This window comes from Thalassospira mesophila (assembly GCF_002115755.1).
Classification (GTDB): Bacteria; Pseudomonadota; Alphaproteobacteria; order Rhodospirillales; family Thalassospiraceae; genus Thalassospira; species Thalassospira mesophila.
Genome location: NZ_JFKA01000002.1, coordinates 699400 through 725560 on the forward strand (window position 1 = coordinate 699400; position 26161 = coordinate 725560).

A 26161-nucleotide genomic window follows, 5' to 3' on the forward strand; every position below is an offset into this window, starting at 1 on the left:
ATTTAAAGATGCGGGAGGGTTTTGATGGCGGGAAATGCGGGTGATGGTGCAGGCCAACAAGGTGGTGCCAGGGGCGGAAATGCAAACGGTGCCGCAACCGGGGATGTGGCCGGGATGGTTAAGGGCGACGGCGTGGCGGGGCAGGGTGCTGGTGCGGGGTTGGTGCCAGCCGCAGCGGCGCACAGCGGCAATATTTTGAGCGCGGCGGGGGGATCGGTGCGAGGTGGCGAGGATGGCGTTGGCGGCGGCGGCACAGTGGGTGGGGCCGCAATGGTGGCGGCCATGACACGGGCGGCGGAAACCCCGAATGCAGATGTGCCAGCGTTTCGGGTGCCGGGGCCGGATAGTTCGGATGCGGAGCGGCAGGCATTTTATGCGGCCCTTGGTGTGCCGCAAAGCCCGGCAGATTACGAGATTAGCGGTGCTGAGACGTTGGGCGGGGTGGACGAAGCCCTGAATGCCCGGTTGCATGAGGCCGGTTTTACCGGACCACAGGCGCAGCTGGTATATGATTTGGCATCCGAAATTTTATCGCCAATGGTGGCACAGGCCCAAAATGCCGCACAGATGGCAGAAATGCAGGGGCAACTGGCGGCTGAATTTGGCGGGGCGGAACACTGGGCGAAACTGGCCCCGCGCATTGCCAGCTGGGGGCAAAAAAACTTGCCCGGTGCCTATGAGGCGATGGCGCAAAGCCCGGACGGGGTGCGGGCGTTATACCGGCTGATGCAAGAGGGCAGCGAACCGGGACTGGCGGGAAACCATGCCGGGCAAGGCGGGACCGACCCGCAGAACGATATTAACCGGTTGATGAATGACCCGCGATATTGGCGCGACCGCAACCCGGCTTTGGTCGCACAGGTGCAGGCGGCGTTTGACCGCCTGCATCGGGGTGATTGATTTTTGGAGCGCGCCGGGCCGTTTGTATTTTAGTTGGCCGGGTCAACGTGATAGCGGCCGTTGCTTTTGCTGACGTCGGGCGGGATACGGGTGCGTTCGAAGGCGGCGTAAACATCATACAGGCCAGGGGCCGGGCTGTTGTTAGTGGCGTCTTCGGTCAGGGCCAGGCTGTCATCCATATCGCGGGGTTTTTCGAAAATATGGACCGGGACAGATTGCTGACCGGCGCGCAGGGCGGCATCGACCAGAAGATAGATTTGTTCGATATCGTCGTTTTTAAGGGAAATACCGGCGATGTCGGAGCAGTTGCCATGCAGGCTGTAGGAGATGGCGGCGGCGGCATCGTTGGTTGACGGGGCGTCGTCATCGGGCAGCGGGGTGAGGTTGAGTTCAACATGGCTGGGGCTGTTGGGCGACAGGTCGTCGCGGCGGATGCGATATACGCCGGGCGGGGGTGTTTGGAAGGTGGCGTTGGCGCTGGTGTCGTCGGCATCACTGGCGCAAAAGCCGGCATCCTGAATTTCGCTATAGCGGGTGTCGCCACGCAGCCAGACTTGCAGTTTTTGATCGGCGGTGAAAACCCGCAAATAAACCGGGGCGCCAACGGCAATACCGGCTTCGTTCAGGCGTTTTTCCATATCGGGTAAAACACGGCTGCGGATGCGGTCGGCACCAAAGCCGGTAAGGGCGGATACACGGGCGGTGAAGGCATGAACATAGTCGGGCACCGGTGTGTAGGGCAGGGCAAAATAGCCCGCAGCACCCAAAGCGATAATTGTTAAAATTGCATAAGTACGTGCGCGCACCTGGAGGGCTCCGACTGGGTTGACGTTTTTATAAATCGGGGTCGTCCGGCAGCCATTTGATGGCAGTTCAGTCTGGCCCGAAAGCCAGAATCCGGAACAGGAAAACAACCATCAAAGCATGACCAGAAAATGACGTTTAACACGGCAAATAAGGCGTTTGTGCCTTGATTGCCGTGATCGGCTTCGTGTGAGCATTTTCAAAGCAAAAGGGGCGGCAATGAGTATTTCCATTGATAAAAGTTTTGTGGAGCATTTTCAGGCCGATGTGCATCAGGCCTATCAGCGGATGGGCACGAAACTGCGCAATACGGTGCGGGTGAAAAACGGGATCAAGGGGGCGACCACCGTTTTTCAAAAAGTGGGCAAAGGCGTTGCCACCACCAAGGCCCGACATGCCAAAGTGCCGGTGATGAATGTGGAGCACGACACGGTGCGCTGTGATTTAAGCGATTATTACGCCGGGGACTGGGTGGATGCGCTGGATGAATTGAAAATCAACCATGATGAAAAAATGGTGCTGGCCAATGCCGGGGCCTATGCGCTGGGGCGCAAGACCGACGAGCTGATTATTAACGCCCTGAAAACAACCGCAAACGTGGTCGCGCACGACAATACCGGTTTGACCCTGGACAAGGTTTTGGAAGCCTTTGAAGGCATGGGGACACTCGATGTGCCCGATGACGGGCAGCGGTATGCGGTTGTTGGCTGGAAACAATGGTCGGATTTGCTGGCGGTGAAGGAATTTGCATCGTCGGATTATATTGGCGATGACGATTTGCCGTGGAAGGGCACGCAGGCCAAACGCTGGCTGGGGACGTTGTGGATGCCCCATTCGGGTTTGCCATTGGAGGGCAATGTCCGCAGCTGTTTTTGGTATCACCGCACCGCGGTTGGCCATGCGGTGGGGGCGGATGTGGAGACTGACATTACCTGGCACGGCGACTATGCGGCGCATTTCATTAATAATTCGATGAGTCAGGGGGCGATCAAGGTGGACGGGGACGGGATCATCTGCTTGCAGGCCAAGGAATAGGGGGCTGTTTGGGCGGCACTGTTTGGGGGCATTTTCCCCCTGAGGGTGCCGCCGTTTTGAGTGGCCCGGATGGGCGTTTTTCCCAAAAAATAGCGGAGCATTAAAATGGCAGAAGGTTTCAAGGCCCGGAATTTAAGCGTTCTGGCCTATGCCAACGGTTTTACCCTGTGGCATTACATTACCCCGGATGTGGCGACCGATGTGGACACATTGAATTATTTTGAACCCGCCCGCGACATGTTGCGCGCGGGTGACATTATGTTTGCCAATACCAACCGCGATGGCGGGGTTTCGGGCGGGATGTTTTTGGTGACGCAGGCCGATGTTAACGGCGTTGATGTGCGCGATATGACCGCGATTGGCACCACCAATACCGATTGATCGGTTGGTTTTGGGGGGAAACGCAAAAGCCCGGTTCGGTTGAGCCGGGCTTTTTTATGGCGAGCTGGCAGGGAGGCCGTGATGGCGTTAAGCGATGTGGCATTATGTGCGCGCGCACTGGTGATGATCGGGGTAAGCCCGATTGCATCCTTTGCCGAGGAAACGGTGGAAGCGGAAGTGGCGGCGATGCTGTACCCGGCGCTGCGCGACGGGATGCTGGCGGCGTATCCGTGGCAGTTTGCCGCGCGGGGCAAGTGGCTGTCGCGGCTGGCCTTGGCGGACGATGCCAATGACGTGCCGGGTGAGGGTGAACGGCAATTTGCCCTGCCGGGCGATTTTATCCGGTTGTTGTCGCTGGAAAGTGGTGCCGGGCCATTGCCGGAATTTGAACTGCGCAAGGGCGGCATTGTATGTGCGGCGGACCGGGTGTTTTTACACTATGTGGGGCGGATGCCCGAAGCATCGTTGCCGGTGTGGTTTGATATGGCGTTGATGGCGCGGCTGGCGGCGGAGTTTTGCCTGCCGCTAACCGAAAGCGGTAGCCGGGCGGAATATTTGCAAAGGCGGGCGGACACGCTGTTTCATCAGGCGCGGCTGGCCGATGCCCAGCAATCGACCCCGCGCCGGATTGAAGATTTTCCCTTGCTGGAGGCGCGAGGGTAATGGCGCGCAGTGTTTTGGAAAAAACCACATTTAGTGCCGGGGAACTGGCACCGAAATTATGGGGGCGCGGCGATATTGCCGCCTATCGCAACGGGGCGGCCAAACTGCGCAATGTGTTTGTGCAGCCATCGGGCGGGGTGTGCCGCAGGCCCGGTGTGCGGTTGATTGATGAGGTAGCGGGCCCGGTGCGGCTGGTGCCGTTTGAATATAATGTTGATCAGCCGTTTTTGGTGGTGTTTTGGCATTTGCGGGCCACGGTTTATGCCGGGGACAAGGTGGTGCAGGAATTGACCACGCCATTTGAAGGCAAACATTTAGGCCAGATCAGCTGGACGCAAAGTGCGGATACGTTGCTGGTGGTGCACCCCGATGTGGTGCCAGTGCGTATTGTGCCCAAACAGGGCGAGGACTGGCTGGTGACAAGCTGGGTTTGGGGCGAAACCACGGTGAAACGCCAGCAACCCTATTATAAGTTTGCTGAACCTTATGTATCGGTAAAACCATCGGGGGTATCGGGCACGGTAACCCTGATTGCCAGCGAAGATGTGTTTGTGGCGGGGCATGTGGGGTTGCAATGGCGGGTGCAGGGGATTGAGGGGGAAATAACCGCCGTTGCCGATGGCAAACATGCCAGCCTTGCCCTGCGTGAAAACCTGCCCGATGCCAGCGAAACCCAGGATTTTGCCGAACCGGCCTTTTCGGCCGTGCGGGGCTGGCCGCGCAGTGTGACGTTTCATCAGGACCGGATGGTGATTGGCGGATCGCGTGATTTGCCCAACCGTTTGTGGATGTCGCATTCCGGCGCATTGTTTAATTTTGAGCTGGGCGAGGGGCTGGATGACGAGGCGATTGAGTTTGCCTTGCTGGCCGACCAGGTCAGCGCGATTGCGGCGGTGTTTTCGGGCCGGGATTTGCAGGTTTTTACCAGCGGGGCGGAATGGATGGTGAGCGGTACGCCGTTAACCCCGCAAAATATTCAGGTAACGCGGCAAACCCGCATTGGCAGCGCGGTGGACCGCAACGTGCCGCCGGTTAACATTGATGGCGCCACGGTATTTGCCGCACGCAATGGCACGGAAATGCGGGAATTTTTATTCACCGATCTGGAGCAGGCATACGGGGCGGCGGATTTGGCGTTGTTATCGAGCCATTTGATCAATGCGCCGGTCGATCAGGCCTATGATGCCAGTGGGCGCCTTTTGCATGTGGTGATGAGTGATGGCACGATTGGCACATTAACCCTTTATCGTAGTGAAGGTGTAACGGCCTGGAGCGGGCAGGAAATTGACGGGGCGTTTCGCAATGTCGCGGTGAGTGGCGGCGACGTTTATGTGGCGATTGAACGTGCGGGGCGGTTTTTTCTGGGCCGGTTTGATGAGGAGGCCGGGTTTGATTTGACGTTAACGGCGCAAGCGGATGATGCCATTTCGCAATGGGGGCAGTTTGGGCTGTTAGATGGCATGGAAGTTGGGGTGTGGGCCGGAAACCAGCTTTACCGTGATGTGTTGATTGAAGGGGGCAGCCTGCAATTAGCGACACCGGAAACACAAGTGATGGCCGGTTTGCCGTTTAGCCATGAAATTATGGCGTTGCCGCCGGTGGGGGGGGACGGATCGCGGCCCTATGGCGGGTCCAGCCTGCGGCTGATTTGTGCGACGTTTCGCCTGCATGACAGTGCCGGGATGGCGGTGGATGTGGGGCGGGGCATGCGCCGGGTGCCGTTGCGCAAACCGGCAAGCGGGCGGGTTCTGGACCAGGCAAACGGGTTGTTTCGCGGCGAGGTGACGGTGCGGGCCATGGGGTGGAAACGCGGCGGGCAGGATGGGCTTTGGCGCATTGCCGGGGATTTGCCCCGGCCTTTTTTATTGCTGGGAGTTAGCAGCGAAGTGGGGGTGAATGACTGATGGGAGGATTTTCATCGTGGGCACCGGTGGTGGCAAGTGCGCTACAGACCGGAACCGAAATTGCAACCAGCCAGAAACAGGCCAAAAAAGCCGCCAGCCAGGTTGATGCCCAGCGCCAAAGCGCGCAGCAGGCATTGGCCGCACAAAAGGCCACAGATGATGCCGAGCGCGCCCGCAAATTGCGCGTGCAACAGGCCAGTTTGCGCGCGGCACAGGGGGCCTCAGGCATTCAGGCCGGGGCGGCAGGGTCCGCCAGTGCGGTATTGGCCGGGGCGCAGCGCAGTTTGCTAGATGTGCAGGACGCGGCCGATGGGGCGTTTGCCCGGCAAAGCAGCAGCATTGAGCAGAGCGCGCAATATAAGCGGCAAAATTTGCTGGACACATCGCGTTACAACACGTTGTCGCAAATTACATCGTGGTTTGCGCGGCGCGATAATTGGGGGGGCTAGACCGTGGGTGCAATTTTTGCCAATGGCGACCCGGCAGCGGTGCGATATGAGGGCGATGGGCAAAGCCGGGAATTTCCGTTTGAATTTGCCGTGTTTGCCGGATCGGACGTGAAGGTAACGGTGAATGGCGACGAGATTAGTGAAGATGTTGGCATTACCCTGAATACCAGCCAAAGCAGTGGCGAAACCGGCGACGGCAGTGTGGTGGCCAGCGGCGGCACTGTGACATTTGCCAAAGCCCCGGTGACGGGGGCAGATGTGTTGATAACGCGCCGGTTGGGGTTGCGCCGGTTAAGCCATTATGACAGCGGCAGCAGCCTGCGTGCCGATGTTTTAAATGCCGATTTTGATTATGTGCTGGCTGCCCTTGGCGATGTGGAGGCAGGTTTTGCCAGTACATTGCGCCTGCCCGACGGGGCGATCAATGCCAACGGGGACGGGGTATCGGCCCAATTGCCGGGCCCGCAGGCAGGCCGGGCGATTATGTGGGATCAAACAGCACGGCAACTGGTGAACGGCCCCGATAGTGTAGCAATTGCCGGGGCGCAGGTGGCAGGCGAAACGGCCAGCCGGGCGGCGAACGAGGCCAGCGCAGCGGCAGATCAGGCGCAAACATCGTTTGCCGGGTTTGTTAGCCAGGCGGCAACGGCGGTTTTGCAGCTTGATTGTCGCACCGGGCGTGCATTGGCCTATCAGGATGAACGGCGGATGCCGATGGTTGATGCGCCGGGTAATGTGACCCTGAACCCCCTACAAAGCGGGGTTGTGGTGCGGGTTTCAAATGGCGGGCGGATTACGCTTCCGGCCTGCCAGCCAAGCCGCAACGGGGTGACGTTTCGCATTTTTAATGGTGATGGCACGGCGAGCGACATTACGACGGTGGGCCTTGATGTGCTGCGCCCGGTGGATGGTGGTGCGGAGCGGGCCGTTTTTGCCCTGCCGATGCGCGGCGATGCGGTAGAGGTGTTTTGCGATGGCAGTCGCTGGCAGGTGCAGATTTTGCGGTCTGGCGGGCCGCTGGTGAAAATGTTGCGCACGCAAAAGCAGGCGATCCCGGCCAATGGCGAATTTATTGTGGGATGGGACAGCATCGTAACCGATAGCCACGGCCTTTATCATGCCGGTTATGACGGCATCGCCAATGTGCCACCGGGGCATTACCATTTTGACATCGGCATTTGCATGGAACTGGCGGACCAGTCGGTGCAGGGGATGGTGTTTGTCGAACGGTTGGGCGCGGGCGGCTGGAACATGCATTTGCAAGGTGTTGATACCCTGCCAAATGGGGCGGACGGGCGCAAGGTGTTGCGATGTAGTGGCATTGCCCGGGCGGGCATTGCCACTGATAACGCCTTTCGGGTGCGGGTGGCGCATGGGGCGAGTGATACGCGCAATATTGTTGCCACCAGTTTGGCAAGCTGGTTTCATGCGGTGCGGCTAAGCGCCTGATTACCGACAGGTTTGATATGTGATGGGGACTGACCCCGCCAGCAACAGTGTTGGCGGGGTTTTGTTATGCCCGGTGGCGGTTTTCAAAACAGGACAGATGATATGGCGATGCGGTTTTTGCCGTTGACGGATTATTTGCAGGTGGCGCGGGCCAGCACCACGCATGTGCGCAATGAAACCGGGGTGATTGGTGAAATTGCCGTGAATATGCCCGCCTTTGAATTTGATGATGACGGGCGGGCATTGGGCCTGCGCATTGAGGGGGCATCGGCGAATTTGTTGCGCCATTCGGCGAATTTTACCAATGCGATTTGGGAAAAGGATGCCGGGGTAACGGTTTTGGCCGGGGCGGGAACGGCGCCGGATGGCAGCGAAACAGCGACCCGAATTGATTTTGCTGCAGGAACCGGCGGGATTTATCAGCGGGTGGATAATTTGGCGTCGGGGGCGACCCATGCCTTTGCGGTGTGGATGCGCGCGGTAAGTGGCACGGCGGAGATAACGCTGGGCGGGATCAACGGGGCGTCACAACACGGGGTTATGTTAGGGGAGCGCTGGCAACGGGTGGGGTTTGTCGAGGTGGCATCGGCCACCAGCCGGTATCCCAAAATCAGCACGGCGATTTCGGGGGCGGCGGCATCGGTGCTGGTGTGGAATGCGCAGCTTGAAGCGGCCCCGGTTGCGAGCAGCGATATGGTTAGCAACGGTATTCCTGCGGCGCGCAATGGCGATGATGTGCGGCTGGATTTATCAGACGGCTGGTTTATGGCCGGTGCGGGGACGCTATTTTTTGATCTGGCCCTGCCTGCCGCCTGGAGCGGGATCTGGCGGGTGATGCAGCTTTATTCCGCCAGTTTGAATGATGATCATTTGGACCTGGGTTATGACAGTGCCGCGAACCAGTTGCGCATCAGCCTGCGCAAAGGCGGGCAGCAAATTATTGCGCAGTCGCTTTATGGCGCACTGGTGCCAGGGCAACGCAATTTGCTGGCACTGGCGTTTGAGGATGATGACATTGCCGTTGCCACCCAAAACGGGGTTTTAAAAACGGCCCCCGGTTTTGCCTTGCCGCGCAATTTTCAAACATTGGGGATCGGGTCTTATGGCGGAAGCGGAAGCCAGCTTAACGGCTATGTGCGGGCAATATCCTATTGGCCGGGGCGGTTGGGGGATGACCGGCTGGTCGCCCTTTGTGCCAACGGGGCGGGGTAAGTAACGCAGGCGGGGAGTGCAATGCGCCAGAATGAAGCGGAAATAACAGCGGATAGCGGTTTTTCGACCGATGATCGTATTCGGTTAACACGGTTGCGACGCGAGCTTTTGCGTGCTTTGCCCACCGATATTCGCCGGGCGCGTAAGGCGTATCATCGCGTGGCAAGTGAAGCGGCCAGTGTGATGGATGCCAAGGGGTTTGTGAACCATCAGGCCGCGTGCAAAGCCGCATTGGCGCATGTGGAAAGCCTGATCAAACTTTTGCGCTGGGTGTGTGACGAAGACCTGAGCGGGGGGCAGCCTGCCGGAAAAGGAGGCATGATTGATAGCGATGGCAAGCCGGGGGCGGGTGTGGATACAACTGAAAATGGGGTGAATGACGCAGGCGAGGCCGATGCGGTGTCGCAGCTGATTTTGGCGGCGCGGCACGCGATGCAGGAGGAATAACCCGGTGTGACGACGGGGTGTTTTGGGGCGGGTTACGGGTGGGAGGACGGGCGGAATGCAGGAATGCCAAGCCAGCCTTGCCGAATTTGTCTGGATATGGAACCAGAAGCTGGGGCAGGGCACACCGGCGCATCATCAAAAAATGGCGCAATGGTTGCAGCACCATAATGATTATGGGCCGCGTGATTTGTTGTTGATGGCGTTTCGCAACAGTGGCAAGTCCACCATGGTGGGGCTGTTTTGCGCCTGGTTGCTGTATTACAATGCCGATTTGCGGATTTTAGTGCTGGCGGCCGACCTTGATTTGGCAAAAAAGATGGTGCGCAATGTGAAACGCATTGTCGAGCGCCACCCGTTGCTGGCATTCGCGGTGCCGGGCAAGCAGACCGATTGGGGCGCGGAACGTTTTACCATCAACCGGTCCGGCGAGCTGCGCGACCCGTCGATGCAGGCGGCGGGGATTGGCGGCAATATTACCGGGTCACGCGCCGATGTGGTGATTTGTGACGATGTGGAGGTGCCAAAAACCTGTGACACGGCCCATAAACGCAGCGAGCTTCGCGAGAAACTGGGCGAGATTTCCTATGTGTTAAGCCCCGGCGGGATGCAGGTTTTTATTGGCACACCGCATAGTTATTATTCGATCTATGCCGATGAAACCCGACCCGAAACCGGCGAGGATGCACCGTTTTTAAACGGGTTTTCGCGGTTTTGTTTGCCGATTATCGATCAAAACGGAGTGTCGGCGTGGCCAGAGCGTTTTTCGCAAGCAAAGATTGAGCAAATTCGTGCCCGGACCCCGGCAGGGAAATTTGCCAGCCAGATGATGCTGGAAATGGTGCCGCCCGACCAAGGTGATTTGGACCCGGCCCGGATGCACCCCTATGACGAGGACGCCGAATTTGAAACCGCCAATGGCGAGCAGCGATTGCGCATAGGTGCGCGCCGCATGGTGGCGGCAAGTTGCCATTTTGACCCGTCATTTGGCGGCAAGGGGCAGGATGGTGCGGTGATTGCGGCGATTTATATGTGTGATCAGGGGGAATACTGGTTGCATGACGTGGCCTATTTGCAAAGCGATCCCAACCAGTTGGAAAGGGAAGACGAAGCCAGCCAGCTTTGTCGGCAAGTGGCGGCGTTTGCCAAACGCCACCAGTTGCCCGTGGTGCGGGTGGAGACCAATGGCATTGGCCGGTTTTTGCCCAATATTTTGCGGCGGTGCCTGAAACAGGCCGGGTGCCTGACGGCCGTGGTGGAATTTCACGAAAGCCGCAACAAGGAAGCCCGCATTGCCGATGCCTTTGGCGCGGTGCTGGCGGCGGGGTTGTTGCATGGGCATCGCAATATCTGGCGAACCCCGTTTATTCGTGAAATGCGCGAATGGCGGCCCAATGGCGGCAACCGCGACGACGGGCTGGATGCCGTGGCAGGGTGTATTCTGGCAGAACCGGTGCGATTGCCCCGTGTGGTTCGCGCCGATTTTGGCCGGGATTGGCGGCCAGCGAGTGCATTTTTACAGGCAGAGCCACAGTTTGATCCATAACTTTTATTTTAAAACATATGGTTATGGGGATTTTTAAAAAAAATATCACCTCATGGTTGCGGGGCCTCTTGCTTTTGCTCATGCGATGTATAATCTATATCAAAGGATAGTTAGTGTGGTTAATTACTATTCTAAAGAATAGTTTGGTGTTTGAGGCACTGGTTTCCGGGCATTGCCTGGATCAGCGAGGATATGGCGATGTGGCGCATCATTATTTTGCTTGCCTTGCTGTTAGGGGCCGTTTTGCTGACAACACCGGCAGGGGCGACCCGGCCCGTTGGTGCGGGGCAGGTAACGGTTTTGAAATTTTGAATTCGAGGATACACGCGGCCATCTGAAGGATTGATTTGGGTGATGTTAACGCGGTGTGTTTGACCAACGATACATACGATTAGGGGGACGTTTCTTAATGATGAGAAACTCCTGAACTGACCCGCCGGTATATTCCGGCGGGTCTTTTTTTTGGGAGAAAAACAATGGCAGCAGGGCCGGTTGATTTGGGCTGGTGGCTGACAATGGTGGAATTGCCAGCACTGGCGGGTTTGTTTTGGCTGATTTGGCGCAGCCGGGCGGAATTGCAGCGCAAGATAGATGTTAGCGCCGCGCAAACCACGCGTGATTGTCAGGATAACCGCGACGGGCTGGCGGCGTTCAAGCTTGATGTGGCGCGCAATTATGTGTCGATCCCGTATCTGAAAGATGTGGAACGGCGCTTGACCGCGCATTTGTTGCGCATTGAGGCCAAGCTTGAACATCGGGACATGTGATTTTGCGGAACATGAAAAATAACGGGGGCCTCGCATGACCAGAAATACGCAAAAGACAGAAACAGACCTGTCGGCTTTGGCGAAATTATCGCCGGTCGATATTTTGGCACGCACCCTTTATGGCGAAGCGCGCGGCGAAGACCTTGCCGGGATTGAAGCCGTTGCCGGTGTGATTATGAACCGGGTGGCAATGGCACAACGCCGGGGCGGGTATTGGTGGGGCAATGATGTGGTGGCGGTGTGCCTGAAGGCCGGGCAGTTTTCGTGCTGGAACCGGGGTGATCCGAACCGGGAAAAACTGCTGCGCGTGAGCGAACGCGACCTGGCATATCGGTTGTGCCGCCGGGTGGCCAACCGGGCCATGAGCGCGAAGCTGCCCGATGCCACGCACGGGGCGACGCATTATCACACCTTGCAATGCGACCCGTGGTGGGCGCGCGGCCATGTGCCGGTGTGCGAAATTGGCAATCATGTTTTTTACGACGATATCGGTTAGCCGCCCTGCAATGACAGGGGATGGTTTGGCGTGCTTATTTTTCCCAACAGGTGAGGTTGAAAAATGATACCGGCATTATTGGCGCAAATCGGGTTGCCCTTGCTGATCAAGGCGGTGGGGGCGGGGCTGGACGCGATTGACAATCCGTTGGCAAAAACGGCGGCCAAAGGATTGCGTGATGTGGAGGTGGCCGTGGGGCAAGGTGTGGTCGGGGCGGATCAACTGGCCGAAGCCAACCGCCATGCCGAGGCCATGGTGCGCGCCCAACTGGCCCATGACAGCACGGTGGTGCGCGCAGTGAACCAGACAATCCGGGCGGAAGTGGCATCAGACGATGCCTTTGTGCGGCGCTGGCGGCCCAGTTTTGGTTATGCGATGGCCCTGACCTGGGTGTTGATGATGGGGGCAATTGCGGCAGCCATTGTGATGACGCCGTTGCAAGCCCCGGCGATTATTGCCGCCCTTGTTAATACCAGCCCGATCTGGGGCGTGGCCCTGGCGGTTTTGGGCATTTCGGTGGTGAAACGCAGCGGGGATAAACGCCGGGATGGCTGATGTTAACGCGGTTTGATTTGGCGGGAGACCTTTGTCACCGGAACCAGCAGGGTGGTTATAACGTTGGCAGAATATGAATTTTGAACAACCACACAGCCAAAGCAAGCCTGATTGCAAAAACGATAACCCCGTGACCGGCATTATCGACCAACTGGTTGAAACGGGCCGGGTAAATGGTGACGTAACGCTGGGCGAAATGACCCATGCCTTGCGGTTTCGCAGTTATGGTCCGTTCTTGCTGGTACCGGGACTGATCGGCGTGTCGCCCCTGGGCGCCATTCCCGGTGTGCCGACGTTGCTGGGCATTTTGATTGCCCTGTTTGCCGTGCAAATGGTGCTGGGCCGCACGCATATCTGGCTGCCCGATATTATTGAGCGGCAATCGGTGGCGGGGGCCAGGCTGGAAGCTGCGATGGAAAAAATGCACCCGGTCGGGCGATGGCTGGACCGGCATTTTCATGAACGGCTGGAAGGGGTTTTAACCCATCGCACGATCAGGGTTGCGGCGGGAATTTGCCTGTTGCTGGTTTTGCCGATGCCGTTTTTTGAACTGGTGCCCTTTGCCGCCGCCTTGCCAATGGTGGCGGTGGCGGGGTTTGGCCTTGCCATGACCCTGCGTGACGGGGTGGTGATGATTGCGGCGGGGATTGCCGCCCTTGTCGCCATAATCGGTTGTGTTGCGTTGATGATATAATTAAAGCCCGGCCCGCCGATAATGGCGGGCCGGGCTGTTTTTTGCGTTTAGGCACAAAGCAGGTTAATCGCCGGTTTTGGCGGTTTGGCCAAACAGGATTTTCTTGCTTTCTTCGGTCACGGTCGGGGTGAAATGATCGGCCTTGCCTTTGGCATAGGCATCAATCGTGCCTTTGCGTTCGCCAATGGCGGTAAACCAGCGCTTCAGGTTGGGGAAATCATCCAGGTTTTGCTGCTGGCGTTCATGGGGCACAATCCACGGATAGCAGGCCATATCGGCGATGGAATAGTCATCGGCAATGAAATCGCGGCCCTCGAGGCGCTTGTTCAGCACCCCGTAAAGACGATTGGTTTCATTGACATAACGATTAATCGCATAGGGGATTTTTTCGGGGGCATAGGTGCCAAAATGGTGGTTCTGCCCCAGCATCGGCCCAAGGCCGCCCATTTGCCAGAACAGCCATTCGCTGACGGTTGTGCGGCCACGAACGTCGCCGGGCAGGAACTTGCCGGTTTTTTCGGCCAGATACAGCAAGATTGCGCCGGATTCAAAAACCGTAATCGCATCGCCGCCATCGGCCGGGGCGCGGTCGATTATGGCGGGCATACGGTTATTGGGGGAAAAGGCCAGAAATTCCGGCTTGAACTGGTCACCGGCGCTGATATTGACCGGATGAATTTCGTAATCCAGCCCGGCTTCTTCCAGAAACATCGTGATTTTATGGCCGTTCGGGGTTGGCCAGTAATAAAGCTCGATCATCGGGCATACCTTTTTTCAAATTGCCATGCCAAAGCCTGTCGCAACAGGCACTGTCATTTCCCTGACAGATTTATAAATTATCAGCAAGGCTTGCGTTTGTTCATCAATGCCATCATTGTAGAACGATCGTTTTAAAACTCAAGCAATTCGCCGAATATTTCGGCGACAGGAGAGCCTTTCGATGATTCGTTTTTATTTTCACCCCACGCCGAACCCGGCCAAAATCGCCCTGTTTCTAGAAGAAGCCGGGCTGGAGTTTGAGGCGATTCCGGTTGATACCAAAAAAGGCGAGCAATATAGCGACGCCTATTTGAAGATTAACCCCAACGGCAAAGTGCCCGCGATTGTCGATACCGATGGCGTTGGGGGCAAGGAAACCCGGGTTTTTGACAGCTCGGCCATCTTGTTGTATCTGGCGGAAAAAACCGGCAAGTTTCTGGGCAAGGACGAAGACCGTGGCGAATTGCTGTCGTGGCTGTTTTTCATTGCCAGCGGCGTTGGCCCGTTTTCCGGGCAGGCAGTGCATTTTCAGCATGCCGCGCCGCAACCCAATGACTATGCGATAAACCGGTATCGTCGCGAAATTGAACGCCATTACGAGGTTGTGAATACCCATTTGATCGGCCGGGATCATATGGTGGGCGATGATTTGACCATCGCCGATATCTCGCTTTGGGGCTGGATCGACCGTGCGCCGGTGGTGATGAAGGGCGAAAGCATTCCGCTTGAAAGCTATCCGCATCTGGCGCGCTGGTTTGATTTTATCAATTCCCGCCCGGCCGTGGAACGGGCGCGCAAGATACTGGCATCGCACACATTTAAATCGGAAATGGACGATGTTGCCAAACGCGCCCTGTTTCCGTCAAATTTCCCGCGCTAACCGTTTTGCCATTCAAAAGGGGCGGGCAACCGCGCCTGCCCCTTGATTTGGCACCAGATATTCTAACGGATAGTTTGTTGCTAGACTTCCTTCCTGTTGCCCGATCTACGTAGTTGCCGTAAAGTCCGGGCCATGAACGAACAGATTATATATCGGGTTCTTGGCAGCGATGAATGGGCGGAAGCCCTGTCGCATGGCGAGTATCTGGGCGCGCCGCATGATGTGGCCGACGGCTTTATCCATTTTTCGACCCGCGACACCCTGGCGGCAACGCTGGCATTGCATTATGCCGGGCGCAATCATTTGAAATTGCTGCATGTGCCGGTAGAACCGATTGCGGCGCATCTCAAATGGGAACCGGCACGGGGCGGCACGCTGTTTCCGCATCTTTATGCACGCCTGTCGGTACAGGATGTTTTTCGGGTGGATGATGTTCGCCTTGATGAAAATGACGTTCATGTTTTGCCGGAAGATTTGCGTTAAGCAATAACACCCATTTCAAAGGTGGCGGGTTTAGGGGTTTTCTATCTTTTGATAGACCCGGCCGCCGCCTTTTTTTATGCCGGTATCGATGATGCCGGGGAATTTGCCAGCCCTGACCGCGTTCATAAAGGCATGGCCGGATTTTACCTTGTCGCCGATATAAAGCTGGTCCCAGGTTGGGCCATAAATTTCGGGAAAATGAAAATTTCCCGCGGGCAGATGCGTGAGTTGGTGACGCAGACGTGCAATTTCTTCATCGGTCATCGCGGCCTCTGCCCGGTTTTATGACGGGAAATATCAGCTTTATGTCCGCACAAAGCATAGCATTTTTGCAGCCGCCGCAACAGGGGCGATAAAACTGCCCTGTTGCGGTGGTATTCAGGCGGTTGGGACGGAGGTTAAACCAGTTCACCCAGTGCTGTGGGGGTGAACGTTGAAATTTCGTCCCATTTTTCGGTGCGAATTTTGGTTGCCCATTGCGGATCGCTTATCAGGGCACGGCCAACGGCGATCAGGTCAAATTCGTCGCGTTCCATGCGGGCCAGCAGTTTTTCAATGCCCGCATTGCTAACCGCTTCGCCCGAAAACGAGCCGATGAAATCGCCCGAAAGGCCGACAGAGCCGACACTGATGGTGGCGGCACCGGTAATTTTTTTGGCCCAACCGGCAAAGTTAAGGCCTTCATCGCCATCAATTTCGGGGAATTCCGGTTCCCAGAAACGGCGTTGAGAGCAATGGAAAATATCCACACCGGCATCGGCAAGCGGGGCCAGCCAGCTTTCCATTTCGGCCGGGCTGGTGGCAAGGCGGGCGGTGTAATCTTGCTGTTTCCATTGCGACAAACGCAGAATGATCGGGAAGTCGGGGCCAACGGCCTTGCGCACGGCGGCAACGGTTTCAACGGCAAAGCGGGACCGTTCGGCAATGGTTTTGCCGCCATATTTGTCGTCGCGGTGGTTGGTGCCATCCCAGAAGAACTGGTCAATAAGGTAGCCATGCGCGCCGTGAATTTCGGCAACGTCAAAGCCCAGGCGTTTGGCATCGGCGGCGGCCTTGGCATAGGCTGCGATGGTGTCGGCAATGTCTTCGTCGCTCATGGCTTTGCCACGCGGTTTGTCGGGCGCTTCAAGGCCGGACGGGCTTTCAACCGGGACATCGGGCAGCCAGTCGCTTAGAAAGCTGGTGACAGAACCTGTATGCCAGATTTGCGGGCCCATTTTGCCCCCGGCACCATGTACGGCGTCAATGACGTTTTTCCAGCCAGCAAGGGCGGCATCGCCGTGAAAGAACGGAATATTGCCTTCATTGCGTGATGCCGGGCGGTCAATCACGGTGCCTTCCGACAGGATGAGGCCAACATTGCCTTGCGCACGGCGTTTGTAATAGGCGGCATTGGGGTTGCCGGGAATGCCGTCCGGGGCCATGGAACGGGTCATTGGGGCCATGACAATACGGTTGGCAAGCTCCAGGGATTTGAGCTTGAAGGGTTTGAACAGAATGTCTGTTGCAGGCATGTTTTTCGCTCTCCGGAAAAATGTGAATTGCTGTTTAGATATAAAAAATATACCTACTGTCAATCAGGCACCCAAAGACGACCAGGTATATTCAAGGAAACCGCATGATCGAATGTTCGCCCTATAAGTTCCATGTCGACTGCCCCAGCCGTAAACTGTTCGAGCAGATTTCGGATAAATGGTCGATGATGATACTGACCGTGCTGGATGACGGACCATTGCGGTTTAATGAAATTCGCCGCCAGCTTGAGGGGATTACGCAAAAGGCGCAAACCCAGACCTTGCGCCGTCTGGAGCGAAACGGCCTGGTTGAACGCAAAGTGATCGCAAGTTCGCCGGTCGCGGTGCAATACGAGATTACGCCGCTGGGCCGCAAGTTACAGGGGCCGTTTAAAGCCCTTTATAAATGGACACTGGATTATATGCCCGAGGTGGAAAAGGCGCGTGCCACCTATGATGCCCGGATCGAGCAGGTCGAGAACGTTTAAAAACTTAAAAAGCCGACGCATTATGTGGGGCGGGCCGTTTGTATGCGGGCTGCACGGGCAGGAAGATGGCCCGCAGAATGAGACATGACTTGCCCCGTCGGGTTCAGCCGCGTAAGAAAAGGGCAGGGACAAACAGATGGACGGAGCCAGACGGGTGGGGTGGTATAAAACTTTTGTTTTGCCGGTAGTGCGCTGGATCGATACCGAATGCGCGCACGGATTGGCTCTTTGGGCGCTGAAGAATAATCTTGTGCCAAAACCCGACGGCGCAGGCGATAGCAGCCCGCTTCTGGAATGCGAGGTTTTTGGTCGCAAATTTACCAATCCGATTGGCCTTGCCGCAGGCTTTGACAAAAACGCCGAAGTCCCCAACCAGATGCTGGATCAGGGTTTCGGGTTTGTTGAAATAGGTTCGGTCACGCCCGAGCCGCAGGCCGGAAACCGCAAACCCCGCCTGTTTCGGCTTTATTCGGACCGCGCGGTGATTAACCGCATGGGGTTCAATAATGACGGGCTGGCGGTGGTGGCAACGCGCCTGCGCAAACGCGCGCGCCGGGGTGTTTTGGGGGCCAATCTGGGCAAAAACAAATATGCCGCCGATGCCGCTGCTGATTACGTTACCGGCGTTCGCACCCTGGGTCGCTATGCCGATTATCTGGTGGTGAATGTATCCTCGCCCAATACGCCGGGTTTGCGCGCCTTGCAGGGCCGTGAATTGCTGGCTGAATTGTTATCCGCGGTTTTGGCCGCGCGCGATGAAGCCGCCCCCGGTGTGCCGGTGTTGCTTAAGGTTGCACCCGACCTGAGCGATGAGGACAAGGCCGATATTGCCAGCGTTGTGCTGGATTTGAAAATTGAGGGCCTGATTGTTTCCAACACCACAATTGACCGCCCGGTTGGCATGAACAGCTATGATCAGGCGGAGAAAGGTGGGTTGTCTGGTCCGCCGTTGATGGCACAATCAACCAAGGTTCTGGCCGATTTTTACCAGTTGACCAAGGGGCAGGTACCCTTGATTGGTGTTGGCGGGGTAACGTCGGGCAAGGATGCCTACGAAAAAATCCTGAACGGGGCCTCGCTGGTGCAGATTTATACCGCACTGGTCTATCATGGGCCGGGGTTGGCGCAGGAAATTAAGGACGACCTTGAAAAGCGGTTGCGACAGGATGGTTTTGCATCGGTTAGCGATGCCGTTGGTGCGGCGTTTCCGGAAATTAGTGGCAAGCACGCCGCGATTGACGAGGTTGTGCGCGCCACTGTCACGGCCACGGTCACTGCCGCAGCAGATGCGGATGATGTGACCGAGCCGATGGTGGCGACGCCCGCAACACCTTCTGATCCAAAACAAGACTGAAACAGTTATTTGCCCCGTGACGCTGGCGCATGATCGTTGGCATCACGCATGGCCTTACGCAGGAGAAACCAGATGCCGCAACCCTCGTATCAGATGATTAACGGCCTGTCCGAAGTGATCGGAAATTACGATGCTGTTATTCTGGATTTATGGGGTGTGGTGCATGACGGTATCACGCCCTATCCCAGTTCGATTGCGGCGATGCAGGCATTAAAAGAAGCCGGTATTCCGGTGGCATTGTTGTCAAACGCGCCGCGCCGCTCCAGCGTGGTGATTGCGCGGATGGAAGATATGGGGATTGAGCGGTCGCTATATGGGCCGGCGGTGGCATCGGGCGAAATTGCCTATCACCAGCTGCGCGACCGCCATGATGCCTGGTATGGCAAGCTGGGGCGCAAGGTATTTCGGGTTGGCCCGGTGCGCGACCATTCGATGTTCGAAGAACAGGACGTTGAATTTGCCGAGACACTGGAAGATGCCGACTGGATTTTGGTGACCGGGCCCGATGACGACCACGACCCGGTGACCCACTATGAAGACATGCTGCATCTTGCCCTGTCGCTGTCGCTGCCCATGTTATGCCCGAACCCGGACCGTGAAGTGATCCGGGGTGGCGAGCGCATTATTTGTGCCGGGGCCATTGCCGGGCGCTATGAAGAACTGGGCGGCGATGTGCGCTGGGAGGGCAAGCCGCTTGCCAGTGCCTATGATTTTTGCCTGCAAGCCTTTGATATGGGGCCGGATGCGCGGTTGCTGGTGGTGGGGGATTCATTATCCACCGACGTTGCCGGGTCCAATGCCGCCGGGCTGGACATTGCCTTTGTTACCGGCGGTATCCATGCCGAGGAACTAAACGCCCCGCGCGGAACCCTGCCGGAAAAGGCAAAGCTGGACCAGTTGCTACAAGTGACGGGTCGTTATGTGACCTATGCCATCGGCGATTTTTGCTGGTAAGGGTGCCGGTTTAAAACCGCCCAAAACAAAACGCCGCCCGGAAATGACCCGGGCGGCGTTTTTGTTTTGGGCTATCGGTATTGGGGCTGATCAGATTGCGGCTGCGCGGTTGGCGTCGATATAGATTTCGCGCAGGCGTTTGGCGATGGGGCCGGGCGTGCCATCGCCAATAACCGCGCCATCAATTTCAACAACCGGGCACACAAAGGCCGAGGCCGAGGTGGTGAAGGCTTCCTGTGCGGTCTGGGCTTCGGCAATGGTGAAGGCGCGTTCTTCGACTTTGAGGTCAAGTTCGGCAGCGCATTTCAAAACAGCCTTGCGGGTAATGCCGTGCAGGATGTCGTGCGACAGTTCGCGGGTAACAATGGTGCCGTCCCGGGTGACGATATAGCTGTTGTTCGATGATCCTTCGGTGACCTTGCCGTCGAGCACCAGCCAGGCGTCATCGGCTCCTTTTTTTGCGGCTTCGTTTTTGACAATGGAGGGATAAAGCAACTGCACGGTTTTGATATCGCAGCGGCGCCAGCGCAGATCGGCGAAGGAGACAATTTTTTGTCCGCGTTCGGCCAGCGCGCTTTTGATCAGGGATTTGGACTGGGTGAACAAAACAACCGTCGGCGCAACATCGGCAGCGGGGAACATAAAGTCGCGATCAGAAGCGGCCCCGCGCGAGATCTGCAAATAAACCAGACCTTCGGTGACGTTGTTTTTGCTTACCAGTTCACGGTGGATGGCCAAAAGGGCATCGGCATCGACCTTGAAATTAATGCCAAGTTCGGAAAGCGAGCGTTCAAGGCGGGTGATGTGGCCGTGAAAATCGATCAGCTTGCCATCGAGCACCGAGGTGACTTCATAGACAGCATCGGCGAACAGAAAGGCGCGATCAAAGATTGAAACGGATGCTTCATTTTCCGGCACATACTGGCCGTTGACATAAACAGTACGCATTTAATTTTCCTGACGGTTCAGATCGGCTGCCGATCCCAAAAAGCAATAAGGGCGTTTCCACATGTGATGTGCCTGCGAATTCTGTTTAAATGCAGGCCTTGCAACGTTCTTATCCAAATAGCACAGCTTTGCTGTCCTTGTCGCCGGGGGCTTTTTTTGTTGCGTTAAAAAGGTGAAATGTTGTCTGGATTGGGCAATATGATGCCCGGGCGTGATACATCCCAAGGGTATTTAAGGCATTGGCCGCATAAAATTCGAACGTTTCAAAGGCGTGTCTTTGCCTGAAGCGTGCGGGGAAATCGCTTAATAGGTCATGATCAATCCATATTGATTAATCAGCCTTTTATAGGTGCCATTTTCCTTGATAACGGCCAGGGCGGCGTTAAAGCGGGGCAGCAAGGCATAGGTTTCGGGGTAGTCCTTTGAGGTCATCAGGAAAAGGCCTTCGCCCGCGATCAACGGTTTTTCGAGGGTATAGAATTTTGCCGCTTCTTCGGGCGGGAATTGCGTGTTGATCAAATGCCAGCCAACGGTGGTTGCCGTTGAAAACAAATCAATGCGGCCCAGTTGCAGGCGTTTGAAATTCTGTTCTTCGGAATGGGCATATTGCACATCCAGCCCGGCTTTTTCAAACCACGGTTCGTAATAATAGCCCTGAATACCGCCGATTTTATAAGGCTGAAGGTCGGACAGTTTTTCGTATGTGATGGGCGGTTTGGTGCCGTTCGCGCTGTAGGCAAAGAAGTGCGAGTCCGCGAGATAGATCGGGTCTGAAAACAGAAAGGCTTTTTCACGGCTGGCAGTTTTGCGATAGGGGATGGTCCCCCATGCGGTGGCATCGGCAACTTCCTGTTCGCAGCGTTTCCACGGCAAATAGTGAAATTCAAAACGGACCCCCATCTGCGTGCCGATTTCGGCAAACAGGTCGGCCAGGAAATTTTGGTCGGTCGAGGATGTGGCATAGGGCGGGTAGTCGTTGGTGGCAATAACCAGCGACGGCTGGGCATTTGCCGGCAGGGCGGACAGAATTAGCAAGACAGCCACAAGCTGAATTTTGCCAAGCAGGTTCATTCTTGGTTCTTCCCCGATGTCGCGCCCGACGTGATAATGTTTTATGAGACATTTGGAACAACGCGTTTGCAATATATGGGAAGATCCAAAGCAATTTTTAGGGCCAACTTTGGTATCTTTTAAAGATGACCAAGGCCGCCGAACGGGTCCGGCGGCCCTGGTTTTAGCTAATATCCTGTTTTAGTTATATTATGCCGTTTCGGCGGCAAACGGTTCGTTGGCGCGCGGCAGTCGTAATTCGGTTTCGCTGTCAAAAATATGGGTTTTATCCATGTTAAAGGCGATCTCGATGGTGCTGTCGATGGCAAGGTCGGGCCGGGCAAGGGTGAATATCTTAACCGGTTTACCTGCCAGTGTTACATGAACCAGCGTGGAAAGGCCCATGGGTTCGATCAGGTCAACCGTGGCGGGAACCGACGGGGCACTGCCGTTCCCGACAATGTCGATATGTTCCGGGCGCGCACCAAGCGTGAGCTTTTGCCCGTTGCTGACATTTGGCGGTGCCAGAAACGGGATGGATGTGCCGTCGTCAAGGATCAGGGCGCATCCTTGTGCCGTGATCTGGCAGGTGCCCGACAGGAAATTCATCGCGGGCGAGCCGATAAACGACGCAACAAAGATGTTTGCCGGGCGATCATAAATTTCAAGCGGCGTTCCGACCTGTTGCACAATGCCGTCATACATGGCGACAATGCGGTCCGCCATGGTCATGGCTTCGATCTGGTCGTGGGTGACATAAACCGATGTCGCACCAAGGCGGCGATGCAGTTTACGAATTTCGGTGCGCATCTGTTCGCGCAGGCGGGCATCAAGGTTTGACAGCGGTTCGTCAAACAAAAATGCCTGGGGTTGGCGCACAATGGCGCGCCCCATGGCAACGCGCTGGCGCTGCCCGCCCGAAAGGGCCTTGGGCCGGCGTTGCAACAGGGCATTTAAGCCCAAAATACCGGCAACATTATCAATCGCGGCACTGACCTTTTCCCTGGCGGTTTTGCGCAGCGTCAGCGCGTAGCCCATGTTTTGGGCAACGGTCATATGCGGGTAAAGCGCATAGGACTGAAACACCATGGCGATGTCGCGGTCTTTGGGGTCCAAATCGTTAACCACATTGCCGCCAATGGCAATATCGCCCGATGTGATTTCTTCCAGCCCGGCAATCATACGCAAAAGGGTTGATTTGCCACAGCCCGACGGGCCGACCAGAACGATAAATTCCCCGTCCTGAATATCAAGATCGATGCCGTGCAGAACATCGACGGCGCCATAGCTTTTGCGGGCGTTGGTAATTTCAATTGAAGCCATTTTGTCCTCGTTTATCCTTTGACTGCACCTGCCGTCAGCCCCTGAACCAGATAACGCTGGATCAGCAGGAAGAAGGCACAGGCAGGGATCAGGGCCAGCACACCAGCCGCCATCATTTGTCCGAAATCGACACCGAATTTGGAAACGAAGCTGAGCAAGCCGACCGGGAAGGTTGAAGCCGATTCACTGCTGACCAGCATCAGGGCGAATAACAGTTCCGACCATGCCGCGGTAAAGACAAAGCCAAGGGTGGCGGCAATGCCAGGCAGGGTGAGGGGCAGGATGATGCGGCGGAAGGCCTCAAACCGGGTGTTGCCGTCTATCATGGCGGCTTCTTCCAGATCCTTGGGGATGCCATCAAAGAAGGATTGCATCAGAAAGGTGGCGAAGGGCACGTTAAAGGCGGTGTAAACAATGATCAGGCCGGTCAGGCTGTCGGTCAGGCCCAGCGGGGCAAGAATGCGGAAAATTGGCGCGATCAGCATGACCAGCGGAAACATTTGCGTGATCAGCATCAGGGCGACAATGACGATTTTGCCGTTAAAGCGAAACCGCGAAAAGGCATAGCCTGTGACGGCGGCAATGATGCAGGTAAACAGGGCGGTAAAGCCCGACACAATCACCGAGTTCATGAAATAATGCGGGAAGTGGCTTTGGGTCAGCACAAAGGTGTAATTGTCCCACGTTGTGCGTGACGGCCACATTCGTACACCTTCGGTATAGAGAATGTCGTTGGGGGTCACCGACACCTTTAGCAGCCAGTAAAGCGGAAACAGCGCAAAGGCGACGAAAGCAGCAATCATAAGATAATGCGTGCCCCAATAGGCCGTTTTGCGAAGCCGGGATTTTCCGGGCGTTGACATGTCCGAATTCCTTTGGGGTTAACTATCAGCGTGGGTCATGGCGCGGCGCAGCGCAATAACGCCCAGCGCATAGGCCAGCAACAAAACAAGCAACACCGCCGCAATGGCCGAGGCATAGCCGAAATCAAGGCGACGAAACGCCTGGGTAAAGATGTAGCTGGCCACGATCTGGGTTGAATCAGCCGGGCCACCTTTGGTCATCACCACAATGAGATCGGCGAAATTGGCAATCCAGATGGTGCGCAGCATCAAGGTTATCGCAATGGTGGGCGCGAGGAAGGGAATGGTGATGCTGATAAATTTCTGGCGCGTTGTTGCCCCGTCAATCGAGGCGGCTTCGTACAATTCGCCGGGAATGGATTGCAGGGCGGCCAGCAGGGTGATGGCAAAAAACGGAATGCCAAACCAGATATTGGCAATGATCGGCCCCCACATTGCCAGATCGGGGTCTGACAAAATGTTAAAGGGGGTATCCATCAAACCCAGACTGGTCAGCCAGTGCGGCAAGGGGCCAACAACAGGGTTAAACATCCATGCCCAGTTAAGACCGGACAGAAATGTTGGCACCGCCCACGGCAAAAACACCAGCGCCTGAATAAGCCTGCGGCCCAAAAACTGGCGGTTTAGCAGCAATGCCAGCACCAGCCCCAGCGAAAACTGAAACGCCAGCGAGCCAAAGGTCCACCAGGCGGTATTGATTAACGCGCCTAAAAAGGCGCTGTCATGGGCCAGTGCCTGAAAATGGGCCAGCCCGACAAACCCGCCACTAAACGGGTTGAGAATACGGATGTCGCGAAAGGCATAGCTTAAGCCCAGAATAAGGGGCATCAGCATAACCGCGACAATCAGCACCACGGCGGGCGATACATAATAATAGGGTTCAAGTATGCCGGAAAGCCTGCGGGAAAATACGCCCCGCCTTGCGGCGGGACGTTTTCCGACATCAGTCATGTTGGTCACGGGTTTGTTGCCATCCATTTCTGCTGGGCCGGGGTCAGGTAATCGGCCCACTGTTTGCCCAGTTCTTCGGGGGTGATGCGGCCCAGAAGGGCTTCCTGACTGGTGCGGATGACCAGGGAATCTTTAAAGAACGCAAATTCTTCAAGATGGGTCGGCATCACGGTCGGATGAACGTCAGGGTCCGAAAGTTCGGCAAACCAGCCTTTGAACTGGTCGGATGCAAAAAACGGATCGGATTCAGCACCCTTGTAAATTGGCAATGCGCCAATGCGCTTGTTCCAGGTCAGGTTGGCATCCTTGCTTTCAAGGTGCGAAATCAGTTTCCAGGCTTCGTCTTTATGCTCGCTGGATTTAAACATCGACCAACCGGCATAGCCAATGGTTGGGAATGCCTTGCCAGACGGGCCTTTGGGCATGGTGGTAATGCCGAAATCCTCGGCTTTCATGCGGCTGGAAATGGCGATCAGGGCGTCGGGGTCCTGGTCAAGCATGGCGCAGGTGCCCGAATAGAAACCGGCGACAATTTCGTTAAAGCCCCAGTTCAGGCTGTCTTTGGGGGCCAGACCTTCTTTGTAAAGGTCGGTCAGGTATTTAAGGCCCTTAACCCAGCCATCGGAATCAAACGTGCTTTTGCCGTCTTTGGTGAAAAAGTCGTTGGACCCGGCGGCAGCGGCGCCAAACATCACCCAGCCATTAAGGCCACCGGGGCCGCCGCGCAGGCAATAGCCCGATTTGCCCGGCAAGGCCGAAACCTTTTTGGCGGCTTCGCGGAAATCTTCCAGCGTTTTGGGAACTTCGGTAACACCGGCTTCCTTGAACAGCTTTTTGTTATAGAACATGGCGCGCAGATAAAAACCATACGGCAGCATATAGGCTTCGTTGCCAGCCGAACGGGCAAATTCAAGCGCACGCGCATTCAGGTTTTCGGTCGCGTCCCAGTCTTTAAGGTAAGGTTCCAGGCTTTCAAGCGCGCCGTTATTGGCATACAGCGTTAGCCAGGTATCGGGCATTTCGACCACGTCGGGCGTTTGACCGGCCGACACCATGGTGGCGAATTTTTCAAATGCCTGTCCCCACGGCAGCGATGTGATTTCCACATTCACGCCGGGATTGGCATCTTCATATTCCTTGACCAGTGTTTTCAAGGTTGCGGTGCGGTCCGGGCTGGTGATGACTTCGACCAGCTTTAACGTGGTATCGGCATAGGCATGGCCCGCCAGCGCAAGCGAAGCTGCACCTGCCAGAATTGTTGTCTTCCAGTTCATGTGAAGTCCCCTGTTAATGGA

Annotated in this window: 30 protein-coding genes; 20 read left to right on the plus strand and 10 right to left on the minus strand. The window is 56.4% G+C overall.

Features of this window, described 5'->3' with window-relative positions:
• Positions 1–24: 24 nt before the first annotated feature.
• Complete coding sequence (locus TMES_RS07600; protein WP_085581028.1) at positions 25–900, plus strand: capsid assembly protein; 876 nt, start codon at positions 25–27, stop codon at positions 898–900.
• Between the two features lie 29 nt (positions 901–929).
• On the opposite strand, the gene TMES_RS07605 is transcribed toward TMES_RS07600, so the two are convergent.
• On the minus strand, positions 930–1706 hold the full coding sequence (locus TMES_RS07605) for a hypothetical protein (RefSeq protein WP_085581030.1): 777 nt from the start codon (positions 1704–1706) through the stop codon (positions 930–932).
• Between the two features lie 217 nt (positions 1707–1923).
• On the opposite strand from TMES_RS07605, the gene TMES_RS07610 reads away from it, so the two are divergent.
• From TMES_RS07610 to TMES_RS07670, 14 genes are all read left to right on the plus strand, one after another.
• Positions 1924–2739 carry a phage capsid protein gene (locus tag TMES_RS07610; protein WP_085581032.1) on the plus strand — a complete coding sequence of 272 codons (816 nt, stop codon included), beginning with the start codon at positions 1924–1926 and terminating at the stop codon, positions 2737–2739.
• A 105-nt stretch (positions 2740–2844) separates the two neighbouring features.
• Complete coding sequence (locus TMES_RS07615; RefSeq protein WP_085581034.1) at positions 2845–3120, plus strand: hypothetical protein; 276 nt, start codon at positions 2845–2847, stop codon at positions 3118–3120.
• A gap of 81 nt (positions 3121–3201) precedes the next feature.
• Positions 3202–3783 carry a phage connector family protein gene (locus tag TMES_RS07620; protein WP_085581036.1) on the plus strand — a complete coding sequence of 194 codons (582 nt, stop codon included), beginning with the start codon at positions 3202–3204 and terminating at the stop codon, positions 3781–3783.
• Complete coding sequence (locus tag TMES_RS07625) at positions 3783–5687, plus strand: phage tail protein (protein ID WP_085581038.1); 1905 nt, start codon at positions 3783–3785, stop codon at positions 5685–5687. The genes TMES_RS07620 and TMES_RS07625 overlap by 1 nt, the downstream gene beginning before the upstream one ends.
• Positions 5687–6136: a hypothetical protein gene (locus TMES_RS07630; protein ID WP_085581040.1), complete on the plus strand. Its 450-nt coding sequence runs from the start codon at positions 5687–5689 to the stop codon at positions 6134–6136. Before TMES_RS07625 ends, TMES_RS07630 begins: the two co-directional genes overlap by 1 nt.
• Before the next feature lie 3 nt (positions 6137–6139).
• The gene (locus tag TMES_RS07635) at positions 6140–7585 is read left to right on the plus strand and encodes a hypothetical protein (RefSeq protein ID WP_085581041.1); all 1446 of its coding nucleotides are present in this window, start codon (positions 6140–6142) and stop codon (positions 7583–7585) included.
• Positions 7586–7687: 102 nt separating this feature from the next.
• The gene (locus TMES_RS07640; protein WP_085581043.1) at positions 7688–8797 is read left to right on the plus strand and encodes a phage head spike fiber domain-containing protein; all 1110 of its coding nucleotides are present in this window, start codon (positions 7688–7690) and stop codon (positions 8795–8797) included.
• A gap of 21 nt (positions 8798–8818) precedes the next feature.
• Positions 8819–9244: a hypothetical protein gene (locus tag TMES_RS07645; RefSeq protein ID WP_085581045.1), complete on the plus strand. Its 426-nt coding sequence runs from the start codon at positions 8819–8821 to the stop codon at positions 9242–9244.
• A 55-nt stretch (positions 9245–9299) separates the two neighbouring features.
• A complete protein-coding gene (gene terL / locus TMES_RS07650) occupies positions 9300–10787 on the plus strand; it encodes a phage terminase large subunit (RefSeq protein WP_085581047.1) in 1488 nt (495 codons plus the stop codon).
• Between the two features lie 150 nt (positions 10788–10937).
• Positions 10938–11099 (plus strand): hypothetical protein, encoded by a 162-nt coding sequence (locus tag TMES_RS22775; RefSeq protein ID WP_158091206.1) that lies wholly within the window; start codon positions 10938–10940, stop codon positions 11097–11099.
• A gap of 164 nt (positions 11100–11263) precedes the next feature.
• Positions 11264–11554 carry a hypothetical protein gene (locus TMES_RS07655; RefSeq protein ID WP_085581049.1) on the plus strand — a complete coding sequence of 97 codons (291 nt, stop codon included), beginning with the start codon at positions 11264–11266 and terminating at the stop codon, positions 11552–11554.
• A gap of 34 nt (positions 11555–11588) precedes the next feature.
• The gene (locus tag TMES_RS07660) at positions 11589–12050 is read left to right on the plus strand and encodes a cell wall hydrolase (RefSeq protein WP_085581051.1); all 462 of its coding nucleotides are present in this window, start codon (positions 11589–11591) and stop codon (positions 12048–12050) included.
• A 63-nt stretch (positions 12051–12113) separates the two neighbouring features.
• On the plus strand, positions 12114–12605 hold the full coding sequence (locus TMES_RS07665) for a 3TM-type holin (RefSeq protein ID WP_085581053.1): 492 nt from the start codon (positions 12114–12116) through the stop codon (positions 12603–12605).
• A gap of 73 nt (positions 12606–12678) precedes the next feature.
• Entirely contained in the window at positions 12679–13299 is a 621-nt protein-coding gene (locus TMES_RS07670) for an exopolysaccharide biosynthesis protein (protein WP_085581055.1), read from the plus strand.
• A gap of 63 nt (positions 13300–13362) precedes the next feature.
• Here TMES_RS07670 and TMES_RS07675 read toward each other — a convergent pair whose 3' ends face one another.
• On the minus strand, positions 13363–14058 hold the full coding sequence (locus TMES_RS07675) for a glutathione S-transferase N-terminal domain-containing protein (RefSeq protein WP_085581057.1): 696 nt from the start codon (positions 14056–14058) through the stop codon (positions 13363–13365).
• A 181-nt stretch (positions 14059–14239) separates the two neighbouring features.
• Between TMES_RS07675 and TMES_RS07680 the strand changes: the two genes are divergently transcribed.
• Both TMES_RS07680 and TMES_RS07685 read left to right on the plus strand, forming a co-directional pair.
• Entirely contained in the window at positions 14240–14938 is a 699-nt protein-coding gene (locus TMES_RS07680; RefSeq protein ID WP_085581059.1) for a glutathione S-transferase family protein, read from the plus strand.
• A gap of 132 nt (positions 14939–15070) precedes the next feature.
• Positions 15071–15421, plus strand: coding sequence for a DUF952 domain-containing protein (locus tag TMES_RS07685; RefSeq protein ID WP_085581061.1), 351 nt, complete (start codon positions 15071–15073; stop codon positions 15419–15421).
• Between the two features lie 30 nt (positions 15422–15451).
• On the opposite strand, the gene TMES_RS07690 is transcribed toward TMES_RS07685, so the two are convergent.
• Both TMES_RS07690 and TMES_RS07695 read right to left on the minus strand, forming a co-directional pair.
• A complete protein-coding gene (locus TMES_RS07690) occupies positions 15452–15685 on the minus strand; it encodes a DUF1413 domain-containing protein (RefSeq protein ID WP_085581063.1) in 234 nt (77 codons plus the stop codon).
• 134 nt (positions 15686–15819) lie between these two features.
• The gene (locus TMES_RS07695) at positions 15820–16935 is read right to left on the minus strand and encodes an NADH:flavin oxidoreductase (RefSeq protein WP_085581065.1); all 1116 of its coding nucleotides are present in this window, start codon (positions 16933–16935) and stop codon (positions 15820–15822) included.
• Between the two features lie 104 nt (positions 16936–17039).
• Here TMES_RS07695 and TMES_RS07700 point away from each other — a divergent pair, with 104 nt between their 5' ends.
• From TMES_RS07700 to TMES_RS07710, 3 genes are all read left to right on the plus strand, one after another.
• A complete protein-coding gene (locus TMES_RS07700; protein ID WP_085581067.1) occupies positions 17040–17423 on the plus strand; it encodes a winged helix-turn-helix transcriptional regulator in 384 nt (127 codons plus the stop codon).
• A 136-nt stretch (positions 17424–17559) separates the two neighbouring features.
• Positions 17560–18777 carry a quinone-dependent dihydroorotate dehydrogenase gene (locus TMES_RS07705; RefSeq protein ID WP_085581069.1) on the plus strand — a complete coding sequence of 406 codons (1218 nt, stop codon included), beginning with the start codon at positions 17560–17562 and terminating at the stop codon, positions 18775–18777.
• A 72-nt stretch (positions 18778–18849) separates the two neighbouring features.
• Positions 18850–19731: a TIGR01459 family HAD-type hydrolase gene (locus TMES_RS07710; protein ID WP_085581071.1), complete on the plus strand. Its 882-nt coding sequence runs from the start codon at positions 18850–18852 to the stop codon at positions 19729–19731.
• Positions 19732–19821: 90 nt separating this feature from the next.
• Here the strand turns inward: TMES_RS07710 and TMES_RS07715 are convergent, their stop codons facing one another.
• The 6 genes from TMES_RS07715 to TMES_RS07740 form a co-directional block, all read right to left on the minus strand.
• Positions 19822–20679 (minus strand): D-amino-acid transaminase, encoded by an 858-nt coding sequence (locus tag TMES_RS07715; RefSeq protein WP_085581073.1) that lies wholly within the window; start codon positions 20677–20679, stop codon positions 19822–19824.
• A 303-nt stretch (positions 20680–20982) separates the two neighbouring features.
• Entirely contained in the window at positions 20983–21750 is a 768-nt protein-coding gene (locus tag TMES_RS07720; RefSeq protein ID WP_085581075.1) for a substrate-binding periplasmic protein, read from the minus strand.
• Between the two features lie 189 nt (positions 21751–21939).
• Entirely contained in the window at positions 21940–23052 is a 1113-nt protein-coding gene (locus TMES_RS07725; protein WP_085581077.1) for an ABC transporter ATP-binding protein, read from the minus strand.
• An 11-nt stretch (positions 23053–23063) separates the two neighbouring features.
• Positions 23064–23915, minus strand: coding sequence for a carbohydrate ABC transporter permease (locus tag TMES_RS07730; protein WP_085581079.1), 852 nt, complete (start codon positions 23913–23915; stop codon positions 23064–23066).
• An 18-nt stretch (positions 23916–23933) separates the two neighbouring features.
• A complete protein-coding gene (locus tag TMES_RS07735) occupies positions 23934–24866 on the minus strand; it encodes a carbohydrate ABC transporter permease (RefSeq protein WP_085581273.1) in 933 nt (310 codons plus the stop codon).
• Between the two features lie 5 nt (positions 24867–24871).
• A complete protein-coding gene (locus TMES_RS07740; RefSeq protein ID WP_085581081.1) occupies positions 24872–26140 on the minus strand; it encodes an ABC transporter substrate-binding protein in 1269 nt (422 codons plus the stop codon).
• Positions 26141–26161 lie beyond the last annotated feature (21 nt).

Coding starts and splice junctions, on each gene's coding strand:
- TMES_RS07600 (WP_085581028.1), top strand. CDS start 25: ATGGCGGGAAATGCGGGTGATGGTGCAGGCCAACAAGGTGGTGCCAGG.
- TMES_RS07610 (WP_085581032.1), top strand. CDS start 1,924: ATGAGTATTTCCATTGATAAAAGTTTTGTGGAGCATTTTCAGGCCGAT.
- TMES_RS07615 (WP_085581034.1), top strand. CDS start 2,845: ATGGCAGAAGGTTTCAAGGCCCGGAATTTAAGCGTTCTGGCCTATGCC.
- TMES_RS07620 (WP_085581036.1), top strand. CDS start 3,202: ATGGCGTTAAGCGATGTGGCATTATGTGCGCGCGCACTGGTGATGATC.
- TMES_RS07625 (WP_085581038.1), top strand. CDS start 3,783: ATGGCGCGCAGTGTTTTGGAAAAAACCACATTTAGTGCCGGGGAACTG.
- TMES_RS07630 (WP_085581040.1), top strand. CDS start 5,687: ATGGGAGGATTTTCATCGTGGGCACCGGTGGTGGCAAGTGCGCTACAG.
- TMES_RS07640 (WP_085581043.1), top strand. CDS start 7,688: ATGGCGATGCGGTTTTTGCCGTTGACGGATTATTTGCAGGTGGCGCGG.
- TMES_RS07645 (WP_085581045.1), top strand. CDS start 8,819: ATGCGCCAGAATGAAGCGGAAATAACAGCGGATAGCGGTTTTTCGACC.
- terL (WP_085581047.1), top strand. CDS start 9,300: ATGCAGGAATGCCAAGCCAGCCTTGCCGAATTTGTCTGGATATGGAAC.
- TMES_RS07655 (WP_085581049.1), top strand. CDS start 11,264: ATGGCAGCAGGGCCGGTTGATTTGGGCTGGTGGCTGACAATGGTGGAA.
- TMES_RS07660 (WP_085581051.1), top strand. CDS start 11,589: ATGACCAGAAATACGCAAAAGACAGAAACAGACCTGTCGGCTTTGGCG.
- TMES_RS07665 (WP_085581053.1), top strand. CDS start 12,114: ATGATACCGGCATTATTGGCGCAAATCGGGTTGCCCTTGCTGATCAAG.
- TMES_RS07670 (WP_085581055.1), top strand. CDS start 12,679: ATGAATTTTGAACAACCACACAGCCAAAGCAAGCCTGATTGCAAAAAC.
- TMES_RS07675 (WP_085581057.1), bottom strand. CDS start 14,058: ATGATCGAGCTTTATTACTGGCCAACCCCGAACGGCCATAAAATCACG.
- TMES_RS07680 (WP_085581059.1), top strand. CDS start 14,240: ATGATTCGTTTTTATTTTCACCCCACGCCGAACCCGGCCAAAATCGCC.
- TMES_RS07685 (WP_085581061.1), top strand. CDS start 15,071: ATGAACGAACAGATTATATATCGGGTTCTTGGCAGCGATGAATGGGCG.
- TMES_RS07690 (WP_085581063.1), bottom strand. CDS start 15,685: ATGACCGATGAAGAAATTGCACGTCTGCGTCACCAACTCACGCATCTG.
- TMES_RS07695 (WP_085581065.1), bottom strand. CDS start 16,935: ATGCCTGCAACAGACATTCTGTTCAAACCCTTCAAGCTCAAATCCCTG.
- TMES_RS07700 (WP_085581067.1), top strand. CDS start 17,040: ATGATCGAATGTTCGCCCTATAAGTTCCATGTCGACTGCCCCAGCCGT.
- TMES_RS07705 (WP_085581069.1), top strand. CDS start 17,560: ATGGACGGAGCCAGACGGGTGGGGTGGTATAAAACTTTTGTTTTGCCG.
- TMES_RS07710 (WP_085581071.1), top strand. CDS start 18,850: ATGCCGCAACCCTCGTATCAGATGATTAACGGCCTGTCCGAAGTGATC.
- TMES_RS07715 (WP_085581073.1), bottom strand. CDS start 20,679: ATGCGTACTGTTTATGTCAACGGCCAGTATGTGCCGGAAAATGAAGCA.
- TMES_RS07720 (WP_085581075.1), bottom strand. CDS start 21,750: ATGAACCTGCTTGGCAAAATTCAGCTTGTGGCTGTCTTGCTAATTCTG.
- TMES_RS07725 (WP_085581077.1), bottom strand. CDS start 23,052: ATGGCTTCAATTGAAATTACCAACGCCCGCAAAAGCTATGGCGCCGTC.
- TMES_RS07730 (WP_085581079.1), bottom strand. CDS start 23,915: ATGTCAACGCCCGGAAAATCCCGGCTTCGCAAAACGGCCTATTGGGGC.
- TMES_RS07735 (WP_085581273.1), bottom strand. CDS start 24,866: ATGACTGATGTCGGAAAACGTCCCGCCGCAAGGCGGGGCGTATTTTCC.
- TMES_RS07740 (WP_085581081.1), bottom strand. CDS start 26,140: ATGAACTGGAAGACAACAATTCTGGCAGGTGCAGCTTCGCTTGCGCTG.